We start from the raw sequence: 11,847 nt of genomic DNA on the forward strand, positions 1-11,847 counted from the left end.
TCAGTACTGCTCAAGGTAGTTGCCCATGCTCATCACCCCCAGTTCGGTCAGGCTGACGAAGGTCACCCGCTTGTCCGTCTCGGACTGGCTGCGCTGGACATATCCTGTCTCCTCCAGTAGCGCGATGTAACGCAGCGCGGTGGAGGTGGGCACCTGCGAGGCGATGCACAGGCTGGTGGTGGAGACCTTGGCCCCGCCGGCATATTGCACGAACAGGTCCAGCATCATGTCCCACGCCGGCTCGCCCAGCAGGTTGGTGCTGACGTAATCGCGGCGACGGGCGCGCTGGGTGCTGATCACCCGGGCTTTCATCGCCAGGTTCACCGAGTTGCGCTCTATCCGGGCAAGCGAGGAAGGCCAGCGGTAGATCGACCGAACGTTGGAAGGTTGCCAGTTCTGGTCGATCGAATCCGCCAGCCGCAGCAGCATGGCGGCAAGGTCGCGCATGGCTTCCGGCTTCCACTCGGTGGCCAGCCGGTCGATGATCTCCTGTCGGCTTGACGACATATGCCCCACGCGTTCTTCTCCACTGTCCAAGAGTGTTTCCCGAAGCGCACCGCTGTTCTAGTTATGCCTGACAATACTCAGGAAAAGGCCGTGCCTGTCAAACGGGTCGCAGGATCGATACGTGCCCTAACCGTCGCTTTTCAGGACATTTTTTGTAACGGGACTTCGCATTGTAGGAAAATTCCTATGCCTGAGGCGGGATGAATGTTGCCGAATCAACGACTTATTTCGGCAAACATTTTGTCAAAATCGACGGTTCAACAACTGCTGCCGAAATGGATGCATTTCCCGATCAATCGCCGCAGGGGTGCCCGCGGCCCGAACATGTCTGCCATGTTACCGCCGCGCCCGCCGGCTCTTGCCAGCAGCCCCTTGCAGCGACAGGATACGGCGATGAAACGCATTCCCGCCTCTGCCGCCCTTGCCCTGCTACTGGCCGTGCCCGCCGTGGCGCAGGAGGGCCAGGCAAACGCGGCGCCGATGATGGAGGTCGGCCCGTCACAGCGGCCCGGCCTGACAGATCCCTCGACCGGAATGCACGAGGATGACATTGCCGCGATCAATGCGCAGATCAACGCGATCATTGCCTACAACCGCCTTGCGCTGAGCGATTCCCACGTTGCCGCACGCATCCTTTCCGACCGGACCGTGCTGATCAAGGACAACATCGAGACCCGCGAGTTCCCGACCACGGCAGGCAGCCTGGCGCTGGCGGATAACGAAACGGGCCGCGATGCGCCGTTGGTCGCCCGCCTTCGGGCCAACGGGGCGCGGATCGTGGGCAAGACCAACCTCAGTGAATGGGCCAATATCCGTGGCAGCCGCAGTTCCAGCGGGTGGAGCGCGGTGGGCGGTCAGGCGCGCAACCCGCATGCGACCGACCGCAGCCCCTGCGGATCGTCCAGCGGCAGCGGCGCGGCGGTGGCGGCGGGCCTGGCGTGGGCGGCGATCGGCACCGAGACCGATGGCAGCATCACCTGCCCCGCCAGCCTCAACGGCATTGTCGGCTTCAAGCCATCCGTGGGGCTGGTCAGCCGCACCCACGTGGTGCCCATCAGTTCCAGCCAGGATACCGCCGGGCCGATGGCGCGCAGCGTGCGCGATGCGGCCATGCTGCTGACCGCCATGGCCGGGCCAGACCCGCTCGATCCCGCCACGGCCGAAGGTGCGGCCCATGTGACCGACTTTACCGCCGGGCTGGCCAGCGCCTCATTGCAGGGCGTGCGGGTGGGCGTGCTGCGGCGGCAGGCGGGCGGGGACCCGCGCGTGATCGCCCTGTTCGACCAGGCGCTGGCCGACATGCGCGCCGCCGGGGCTGAGCTGGTGGAGATCGACTACACCCCCGATCCCGCCATGGGTGAGGCTGAATATGCCGTGCTGCTCTACGAACTGCGCGAGGGGTTGGATGCCTACCTTCAAGGCTCTCCCGCCGATATCCCCGTGCGCTCGCTGGAACAGGTCATCGCTTTCAACAGCGCCAATGCCGCTGCGGAGCTGCGTTGGTTCGGGCAGGACATCTTCGAGGCATCCCTGGCAGCCACCGATATGGCGGCCTACCGCGAGGCGCGCGCCACATCGCTGCGGCTGGCGGGAGCGGAGGGGATCGACCGGCTGCTGGCCGATTACGGCGTGTCGCTGCTGGTCGCACCAACCGAAGGGCCGGCCTGGCCGATCGACCTGATCGCGGGTGACCGCTTTGTCAGCCCCTCGGTGGGCGCGGGCAGCCTGGCGGCGATTGCCGGCTATCCGCACCTGTCGGTGCCGATGGGCGCGGTGGAAAGGCTGCCGGTGGGCCTGTCCCTGATTGGCGCCAGGTGGCAGGATCACGCCGTGTTGCAGGCCGGCGCCGCGTACGAGCGTGCCCGCAGTGCCCAGGTGCCACAGCCGCGCCTGGCCCCCTGGGCTGTTGACTAAGACAATTGGATACACTTGCCCGGTTGTCCTGACCGGCCCCGCCGTCTAGCGCGGGACGCGCGCCGATCTAAGCGCCGATAATGGGTGGGCTTGATTTTCTTGCGGATTAACCGGCACATGGCCCTGCGCGGAGCAGGACGACAGGCTCTGGCTGCGGCCTGGCTGGCGGCGCTTGCGCCCTGCCCACTGCTGGCGCAGGAGGCGGCCCCGCTGGACCCGGCGGAAATGGTCACCCATGCGGAAGACCCGCGCATCTTCGTGCCGCAGGATTTCGCCGCCTTCGCCCCGCGCACCGCGCTCGACATGGTGCGGCAGATCCCGGGCTTTTCCATCGACGGGGGCTTCGGTGGCGGCGGCAATAACAACAACAACACCGCAAACACCGCCCGCGGCCTGGGCCAGGCCAGCGGCAACGTGCTGCTGAACGGTGTGCGCATCGTCACCAAGGCGGGCTCCATCAGTGACGAGCTGGCCCGCATCCCCGCCGACAGCGTGGTGCGGATTGAGCTGGTGGAAGGATCCACCCTCAATATTCCAGGCCTGTCCGGCCGCGTGGCCAACGTGATTGCCGAGAGCGTGAATGGCCTGCAGGGCCAGTTCGAATGGCGCCCGCAGTTCGGCGCCCGCTATGCCGATGATCGCTGGGCGGAAGGCATCGTCTCGCTCACCGGCACCTCGGGCGCGCTGGACTGGACCGTGGCATTGGAAGGCCGCCCGGTGCGCAACGGCAACGCCGGGCCCAACGTGGTCACCTTCGGCGATGGCAGCTTCGATACGCGCTTCAACGAATTCGGCAGCCACGGCGATGACAAGCGCGCCTCGACCGCGGTGTCCTATACCACCCATGGCGGCACGCTGCTCAACTTCAACGCCTCGTACCTGCTGCGCCGTTTCAAGTCGTTCGAGTACGAATTCGTCACCGGCCCGGCCGGCACCCCGCCGCTGACCGACGATTTCGACCAGCGCAACCGCGGGCACGACCGCGAGGTGGGCGGCGATATCGACTTTGCCCTGGCTGGCGGACGCCTGAAGCTGATCGTGCTCGACAGTTCGGCGCGGCTGGACGTGACCAGCCAGACGGTGATTGACCCCGCCGACGGCACGGCCCCCTTCGGCAGCCGCTTCAACCTGGCGAGCACCAAGGGCGAGCGGATCGGGCGCAGCGAATATTCGTGGGCCATGCTGGGCGGTGATTGGCAGTGGTCGGTTGAAGGGGCCTTCAACCGGCTGGACCAGGTGGGCGAACTGGCCCGGCTGAGCGGCGGCAGCTTCGTGCCCCTGCCGTTCCCCGCCGGCACCGGCGGCGTACGAGAGGAGCGGTATGAATCGCTCGTCTCCTATGGCCGCCCGCTGGCTCCCGGCTGGACCATGCAGCTGATCCTGGGCGGCGAATATTCGAATATCCGCCAGACCGGCACCGATCCGCGCGCGCGCACTTTCGTGCGGCCCAAGGGCTCGCTCACCATCGGCTGGGTGCCGGGGCCGCGCTGGAACATCTCGTTCAAGATCGAACAGCGGGTGGGGCAGTTGAACTTTGCCGACTTCCTGGCGGCGGTGAACCTCAACGACAACAACCAGAACGCCACCAACAACGACCTGCGCCCGGACCAGAGCCTGGGCGGCGAGGTGCGCGTGGCGCATGATTTCGGTGCCTGGGGCAGCCTGACCGTGCGCGGCTTCTACCGCCGGTTCCAGGACTACATCACGATCATTCCCACCGCCAACGGGGGCGAGGCGCGGGGCAACGTGCCGTGGTCGCGGATCATGGGGCTGGACATCACCGGCACGCTGCAACTCGCGCCGCTGGGTGTGCCCGGGGCCAAGATCGACTTCCAGCTCGACCGGCGCAGCTCGCGCTTTCCCGATCCGGTGGAGCCGGGATTCCTGCCGGTGCAGTTCGCCCAGCCGCGCGGGGCGGAGATCGATTTCCGCTATGACATTCCCGGCAGCGACTGGGCGCTGGGGGCGGAATACAAGTACCAGACGGCGCACCCCTATTACCGCGTGGCGGAATACGGGCACGAGCGGTTCTTCCGCCACAACCCCGGCTTCTTCATCGAGCACAAGGACGTGTTCGGCCTGACCGCGCAGTTCCGCCTCAGCAACCTGCTCGACCGCCCGCTGGGACTGGACCGCTACGTGTTCACCGGCCCGCGCGGATCGAGCCCGCTGCTGTTCAGCGAACACCGCCGCCGCTACGTGGGGCCGGTGGCAAACGTGACGATCAAGGGCAGCTTCTAGGCGCACCCACGCCCCGGCCTCTCCCGCATGCGGGGAAGGTGCAGACGCGAAAAGGGCGGCCCCGCCGTGTGGCAGGGCCGCCCTTTTCGTGTGCCGGGCCCCGAGTGGGGCGCGGGCCTTACTTCTTGGCGGCAGCCTTCTTGGCCGGAGCCTTCTTGGCAGCGGCCGGCTTGTCCTCGGCAGCCTTTTCGGCGGCGGGGGCCTTCTCGGCTGCCGGCTTCTTGGCGGCGGCCTTCTTGGCGGGCTTGGCTTCTGCTTCTACCTCGGCAGCGGGAGCCTCGTCAGCCTTGGCCTTCTTGGCCGGGGCCTTCTTCGCCGCAGCCTTCTTGGCCGGCTTGGCGTCAGCAGCCGGGGTTTCCTCGGCCTCAATCGCGGCTTCCAGCTCCTCGCGGGTCACTTCCCGTTCGGTCACTTCGGCCTTGTCGAACAGGAAGTCGACCACCTTGTCCTCGTACAGCGGGGCGCGGATCTGGGCCTGGGCCATGGCATCCTGGCGCACATAGTCGACGAAGCGCTGGCGGTCTTCCGGGCGATACTGCTGGGCGGCCTGGGTGATCAGCATGGACATCTCCTGCTGGGTCACTTCCACGCCGTTGGCCTGGCCGATCTCGCTGAGCAGCAGGCCCAGGCGCACGCGGCGCTCGGCGATGCGGCGATAGTCGTCCTTCTCGGCCTCGATCTCGGCGCGGGCGGCTTCGGGATCAGCCTCGCGGGCGGCTTCGGCCTGGAGCTGCTGCCAGATCTGCTCGAACTCGGCTTCCACCATGGTCGGCGGCACGTCGAAATCGTGGTCGGCGGCCAGCTTGTCGAGCAGCTGGCGCTTCATCTGCGTGCGGGTGAGGCCGGCAGTTTCCTGCTCCAGCTGGATCTTCAGCACGTCGCGCAGCTTCTCCAGGCTTTCCAGGCCCAGGCTCTTGGCGAAGTCGTCGTCGATCTTGGTTTCGCCTTCCACCTTCACCGCCTGCACGGTGATGGCGAACTGGGCGTCCTTGCCGGCCAGGTGGGCGGCGGGATAGTCGGCCGGGAAGGTGACGGTGATGGTCTTTTCCTCACCCGCCTTCACGCCGGTGAGCTGGTCCTCGAAGCCGGGAATGAACTGGCCGGAGCCGATTACCAGCGGGGCGCCTTCGGCCTTGCCGCCTTCGAATTCCACGCCATCGATGGAGCCGACGAAGTCGATGATCAGCTGGTCGCCAGCGGCAGCCTTCTTGCTCTTGGGCGCGTCCTTGTAGCTCTTCTGCCCTTCGGCGATGCGGGCCAGCGCCTCGTCCATCGCGGCGTCGGACACCGGCACGGTCAGCTTTTCCAGCGCCAGGCCGTCGATCGACGGAGCCTTGATCTCGGGCAGCACTTCCACTTCCACGGTCAGCTCGGCATCCTTGCCCTGGGCATAGCCGTCAGCCATGTCCACGCGCGGCTGCAGGGCAGGGCGCAGGGCCTTCTCGCGGATCAGGCCTTCGACCGATTCGCGCAGGGCCACGTTCAACGCATCGGCGTGCAGTGCCTCGCCGTGCATCTTGCGGATCAGGTTGGCCGGCACCTTGCCCGGGCGGAAGCCCGGCATGCGGATCTGCGGAGCGATCTTCTTCACTTCCGAATCGATCCGCGCCTCGATGTCCTTGGCCGGAATGGTCAGCGTGTAGGCGCGCTTCAGGCCTTCGTTGCTGGTCTCGACAATCTGCATGCTACTGCCTTCTTTTCAAACGGTTCTATGCGGCAAGCCCGGGAGCAGGCGGCGGTCACTGGTGCGGGCGAAGGGACTCGAACCCCCACATCTTGCGATGGCAGGACCTAAACCTGCTGCGTCTACCAGTTCCGCCACGCCCGCAAGCTGTGACTTCTTCTCCCAGGCCTGCGCCTGACAAACAGGGAGCCGCCCTTAGAGTGGCAGGGCCGAAAGGGCAAGCGGGGAAGGGGGCGACAAGCGGCATTTGGGCGGCCCCCGGCGATTGCCCGATTGATTCAGCGGGCAAGCTGCGGCTAAGCGCTTGGCCCATGAGCGAAGACAACACCCCCGCACCTGCTGCCGACACCCCGCCCGATCACCTGTCGGTCGATCCCTCCAGCCCCTTCTTCGACGAGGAGAAGCTGCGTCGGGGCATCGGCATCCGCTTCAAGGACCGGGTGCGCACCGATATCGAGGAATACTCGATCTCCGAGGGATGGGTGCGGGTGCAGGCCGGCAAGGCGATGGACCGCCGCGGCCGCCCGCTGACGATCAAGCTGACCGGCCCGGTGGAAGCCTGGTTTGAGGACCTGGGCGAAGACGCGCCGGTGGCGAAGAAGGCCTGAGCAGGCCCGCTGGCAAGCCGGGCAACGGACCGGGTTTGTTAACCATCTTTGGCTAGTGGCCGGGACACTTCCCGCAAAGGGGTTCCAGGTGCCGCAAGCCATAGCCATGCTGAAACGCCAGCCGGCCCCGCGCGAAGGGCTGGCGCTGGGCCTGGTCCTGGCCCTGCTTGCGGCCCTGCCCGTGCTGGTGGCGGTGCATCCGCAGCAGGCCGACTATGCCGCCCACCTGGCGCGCTATCACGTGATGCTGCACGGGGCGGACAGTGCTTTCCTGGCCCGCTATTACGACTTCCGATGGGCCCTGACCGGCAACCTGGGCGTGGACCTGCTGATGGTCCCCCTTGGCACCCTGCTGGGGGTGGAGCGGGCGTCCTGGCTGATCGCCCTGCTGCTGCCACCCTTCACCGGCCTTGCCATCATCAGCGTGGAATGGACCCTGCGCCGCAAGGTGGGCCCCGGGGCCCTGCTGGCCCTGACGCTGGTCTGGTCGCCCGCCAAGCTGATGGGCTTTGCCAACTTCTGCCTGGCGCTGGCGCCGGCCTTGTTTGCCTTTGCCCTGTGGGTGCGGCTGGAGGGGAAGGGCTGGCGTGCGCCGCTGTTCATCCTGATCGGCGCGGTGGTGTGGCTGTGCCACAGCGCGGGCTGGGGCGTGCTGGGGGTCATGGTCTTCGGTTATGAATGGCACCGCAGCAAGGGCTGGCGAGCCGGCTTGCGCACCTGGCCACTGTGGCTGCCATTCGCGATCACCGCGGCCACTCTGCAGGGGGCAAGCGGCAACGGCTATGGCGACAGCGTGCTGGCCTACAAGCTGTCGATCTGGCTGAAGGCGCTAGCCGATCATCATCAGGGGCTGGACATGCTTTCGGTGATTGCGATTGTCGCGGTGATCGCGATCGCCTGGCGCGCAGGCAAGCTGGACGGGCGGCTGGGCTGGGCGGCGCTGTTCGTGGCGCTGCTGTCGCTGGTGCTGCCGCGCCATTTTGGCGGGGGTGATCTGGCCGACCTGCGGCTGGTGCCGGTGGGCCTGCTGCTGGGCTGCCTGGCGATCGACCTCAAGGCCCCGCGCTGGGTGCTCTACCTGGCACCCGTGCTGTTCTTGGCGCGGCTGGCTGTCACCAGCGTGGCCTGGCACGAGGAATCGGCGCAATTGCAGTCCGCCCTCGCGGGGCTGGAGCAGATCCCCGAAGGGGCCCGAGTGGCCGGGGCCGTGGCGCTCGATCCCGGCCAGTGGGGCAGCCACGCGCTCGCCCATGCCCCCAGCTATGCCACCGTCTACCGCGATGCGCTGGTCAACAGCCATTTCGCTATTGCCGGGGTGCACATGCTGCGTTTGCGGGTGGCGGCGGAGGGCTTCACCGGCCCATCGCAGACGATCATGGCCAAGCGGGGCGAGACGATCGACCTTGCCGCCTTCGCCCCGGCGCGGCGGGCGGATTACCTGTGGTACTTCGGCACCAACCCGGTTTCGGCCCTGCCGCCGGGGGCACAGGTGCTGCACCGGACGCCCGCCAGCCTGCTGCTGAAGCTGGGCCCGCCGCAGCCGCGGCCCGCTCAGAGCACAGGGTCGTAAGGGTCGTCCGCCTCGGTCCGCTCGCGCGTGACCAGCCGCAGCACGGTATAGCCCAGCACGGCCGAAACGAGCGACCCGACCAGGATGCCGATCTTCGCCTCGTCGATCAGTTCGCGGTTGCCGGGGAAGGCCAGCTCGCCGATGAACAGGCTCATCGTGAAGCCGATGCCGGTAAGGATCGATACGCCCCAGATCTCGGCCCACGAACAGCCCGGTGGGCGCGGGGCGATGCCCAGCTTGTCGGCCGCGAACAGGCAGCCGAAGATGCCCACCTGCTTGCCCAGCACCAGGCCCGCACCCACGGCCAGCGGCAGCGGGTCCAGCACGGCCCCCAACCCCAGCCCGGCAAGCGCAACGCCGGCATTGGCAAAGCCGAACAGCGGCACCACCAGGTAGGCGTTCCAGCCCACCAGGGCATGTTCGAAATCCTCCAGCAGCTTGGATCCATCGCGGCGGGTAACCGGCACGGTCAGCGCGGCCACCACCCCGGCGATAGTGGCATGGACACCGGAGTGGAGCACGCAATACCACAGCATTACCGCCCCCAGCACATAGGGCCAGCCGCGGCTGACCCCGGCGCGGTTGCAGGCAAGCAGCCCTGCCGCGACGCCGACAGCCGCCAGCAGCCACTCGGTATAGATCACCGGGGTATAGGCCACCGCGATGACCAGCACCGCTCCGATATCGTCCACGATCGCCACGGTCAGCAGGAACAGGCGGAGCACCGACGGCACGCGGGTGCCCAGCAGGCCAACCACGCCCATCGCAAAGGCGATATCGGTGGCCGCCGGGATGGCCCAGCCTTCACCCAGGGGTGCCGCAGTGCCGGCAATCGCCAGATAGACGGCGGCGGGCACCGCCATGCCGGCTGCCGCCGCCAGCACGGGCAGCTTGCGCTGTGCCGGATCCGCCAGGTTGCCGCTGACCAGCTCGCGCTTCACCTCGAGTCCCACCACGAAGAAGAACACCACCATCAGCGCGTCGTTGATCCACAGGTGGGCGGTGTTGAGCTTGAACGTATCGGCGCTGAACCATTCGCTGTGGAAAACGTGGTGATACGTTTCTGCCCAAGGGGAATTGGCGGCCAGCATTGCCGATACAGCGACGACAATCAGCAATACGCCCGCAAAGGCATCGCTGACGAAGAGCGAGCGGAACTGGCGGCTCAGCGCGCGGAAAACAGGAACGGCAGGCATGGATCGATCCAAACGCATATCCCGCTGCAATGCAATCAAAACCGGCCAGTTGCCTTTTGCAAAATGCCAAGTAAATCCTCGGTACTAATACGCGGGGGACGCACGGGGCACATGGACGGGGGAACAGTCATGTCATGGCTGGCGCTGGTTGAGCGCGAGCTGCTGCTGTTCGCCGGCGTCTTCTTCCTGATCGGTACGCTGGACGAGCTGCTGGTCGATGGCCTGTGGTCGTGGCTGCGGCTGAGCGGGCGGGCTCCGCGCCTGTCGCTCGACCGGACCGAGGTGCGGGCCCGCCGGCTGGGCGGCCGGGCGGCGGTGTTCATTCCCGCCTGGCATGAAGATGCCGTGATCGCCCACACCCTGCAGCACGCCCTGGCAAGCTGGCCGCACGACGATTTCGTGATCTATGTCGGCGTTTACCGCAATGACATGAAGACGCTGGAAGCGGCCATGCGCGGGGCGGGGATGGACCGGCGGGTGCGGCTGGTGGTCCACGATTGCGACGGCCCCAGCACCAAGGCCGATTGCCTCAACCGGCTCTACCGCGCGATGGAGGTGGACGAGCAGCGGATGCGCGCGCCCCATCGCATGGTGGTGCTGCACGATGCCGAGGACATGGTCGATCCGGCGGCCCTGGCCCTGCTGGACAAGGCGCTGGACCGGGCGGAATTCGTGCAACTGCCGGTGGTCCCGCTGCCGCAGCATGGCCGCCGCTGGCTGGGCAGCCACTATTGCGAGGAATTTGCCGAGGCCCATGGCAAGACCATGGTGGTGCGCGACTGGCTGGGCACCTGCCTGCCCGCCGCCGGCGTGGGCTGCGCGCTGGCCCGCGACATGCTGCGCCGGATTGCCGTGGCCGGCGGCGGCACGCCGTTTGCGGTCGATTCGCTGACCGAGGATTACGAGCTGGGCATGCGCATGCAGCAGTTCGGAGGGCGTTCGCGCTTCCTGCCGGTGCGCGGCGAGGACGGTTCGCTGATCGCCACCCGCGCCTATTTCCCCGCCCGGCTGGACGAAGCCGTGCGGCAGAAGGCGCGCTGGGTCCACGGGATCGCCCTTCAGGGGTGGGACCGGCTGGGCTGGGCGGCCGATGGCGAGCGGCGCGGTCGTGGCTGGCTCCATCGCCTGGCAGAAGGCTGGATGCGCCTGCGCGACCGGCGCGGGCCGCTGGCGGCACTGGTGCTGGCCTGCGGTTACGGCTTCTTCTTACTTTCCGGCGTGCTGATGCTAATCGGCCAGCTTGGCCTGGCGCGCCCGTGGCAAACCGATCCACTGCTGAGCGCGCTGGTGACGGTCAACCTGCTGGCCTTTGCCTGGCGGGCCGTATGGCGTGCCGGCTTCACCGCCTGCGAACATGGCTGGGGGCAAGGGCTGCTGGCCGTGCTGCGCATTCCGGTAACCAACGTGATCGCCATCATGGCCGGCCGGCGCGCCTTTGTGGCCTATTGCCACACGCTGGCGGGTGGCCGCCCGCGCTGGGAAAAGACCCGGCATGACCGTCACCCGGCGGCGCAGCCGCTGCCGGAAGTGCCGCTGGTGGCCAGAGTTTCGCTGGCGGACCTGCCGTTCGACGTGCCGGCTAACATTGCCCTGGGGTCGTCGCAGTGAGCCCGCGCCCGCCCGCCGCCGGACCGCGGCACACCGGCAGGCGCGGCCGCCCGGTAATCATGCTGGCGCTGGTGGTCGGCGGGTGGAGCCTGCTGCGCGCGGCCACCTGGGAAGGCGCGGCTGTGCCGGACCAGCCCGGCCCCGCCGCGCTATCCTCATCGGCTGTGCCGTCGGTGACAGCTTCGCCTGCGCCGCCGCACGCGCTGCCGTTGCAGCGCCAGCCGGGGGAGCCGCTGGCCGCGCCACCCTCGACACTGGAACCGTTGGGGGCCGCACCCTCGGCCCCGCCGGTCGCTCCCGCCACCGCGCCGATTGCCCCGAGCGCCGCGTCTGGCGCAGCAACCGGCACCGGACAACCTGCCTCGCCGCGCATGGCCGTGGGCCACGCCCTGCTGCTGGCGGCGGGCTTCGGGTCGATGCAATTGCCGGCCGAGCTGGCAGCCTACTTCACTCCCCGCACGCCCGGTGCCCCTGCTGCACCGCCGCCGCGCGGACCCGCGCTGGCCGCCGCGCGCGGCG

General features: G+C 67.9%; 8 protein-coding genes, 1 tRNA gene and 1 pseudogene. 6 read left to right on the forward strand and 4 right to left on the reverse strand.

Going from position 1 to position 11,847, the window contains the following annotated elements; translation table 11 throughout:
* Entirely contained in the window at positions 1–507 is a 507-nt protein-coding gene (locus GRI99_RS16840) for a winged helix DNA-binding protein (RefSeq protein WP_160773227.1), read from the reverse strand.
* 393 nt (positions 508–900) lie between these two features.
* Between GRI99_RS16840 and GRI99_RS16845 the strand changes: the two genes are divergently transcribed.
* Positions 901–2,421: an amidase gene (locus tag GRI99_RS16845; protein WP_160773228.1), complete on the forward strand. Its 1,521-nt coding sequence runs from the start codon at positions 901–903 to the stop codon at positions 2,419–2,421.
* Positions 2,422–2,538: 117 nt separating this feature from the next.
* Positions 2,539–4,662 carry a TonB-dependent receptor plug domain-containing protein gene (locus tag GRI99_RS16850; RefSeq protein WP_160773229.1) on the forward strand — a complete coding sequence of 708 codons (2,124 nt, stop codon included), beginning with the start codon at positions 2,539–2,541 and terminating at the stop codon, positions 4,660–4,662.
* 118 nt (positions 4,663–4,780) lie between these two features.
* On the opposite strand, the gene tig is transcribed toward GRI99_RS16850, so the two are convergent.
* The gene (tig, locus tag GRI99_RS16855) at positions 4,781–6,346 is read right to left on the reverse strand and encodes a trigger factor (protein WP_160773230.1); all 1,566 of its coding nucleotides are present in this window, start codon (positions 6,344–6,346) and stop codon (positions 4,781–4,783) included.
* Between the two features lie 59 nt (positions 6,347–6,405).
* Positions 6,406–6,490, reverse strand: a tRNA-Leu gene (locus tag GRI99_RS16860).
* Between the two features lie 167 nt (positions 6,491–6,657).
* On the opposite strand from GRI99_RS16860, the gene GRI99_RS16865 reads away from it, so the two are divergent.
* The gene (locus GRI99_RS16865) at positions 6,658–6,954 is read left to right on the forward strand and encodes a DUF3297 family protein (protein WP_160773231.1); all 297 of its coding nucleotides are present in this window, start codon (positions 6,658–6,660) and stop codon (positions 6,952–6,954) included.
* Positions 6,955–7,042: 88 nt separating this feature from the next.
* Complete coding sequence (locus tag GRI99_RS16870) at positions 7,043–8,524, forward strand: hypothetical protein (protein WP_160773232.1); 1,482 nt, start codon at positions 7,043–7,045, stop codon at positions 8,522–8,524.
* Here GRI99_RS16870 and nhaA read toward each other — a convergent pair.
* Positions 8,506–9,720: a Na+/H+ antiporter NhaA gene (gene nhaA / locus GRI99_RS16875; protein WP_160773233.1), complete on the reverse strand. Its 1,215-nt coding sequence runs from the start codon at positions 9,718–9,720 to the stop codon at positions 8,506–8,508. The two genes, GRI99_RS16870 and nhaA, sit on opposite strands and share 19 nt — an antisense overlap.
* Before the next feature lie 111 nt (positions 9,721–9,831).
* Between nhaA and GRI99_RS16880 the strand changes: the two genes are divergently transcribed.
* Together GRI99_RS16880 and GRI99_RS16885 are read left to right on the forward strand one after the other, a co-directional pair.
* A complete protein-coding gene (locus tag GRI99_RS16880; RefSeq protein ID WP_160773234.1) occupies positions 9,832–11,328 on the forward strand; it encodes a glycosyl transferase family protein in 1,497 nt (498 codons plus the stop codon).
* A pseudogene (locus GRI99_RS16885) lies at positions 11,325–11,847 on the forward strand (hypothetical protein); the annotation flags it as partial. The gene GRI99_RS16880 and the pseudogene GRI99_RS16885, both read left to right, overlap by 4 nt.

Source organism: Alteraurantiacibacter buctensis (genome assembly GCF_009827655.1).
GTDB classification, from domain to species: Bacteria; Pseudomonadota; Alphaproteobacteria; order Sphingomonadales; family Sphingomonadaceae; genus Alteraurantiacibacter; species Alteraurantiacibacter buctensis.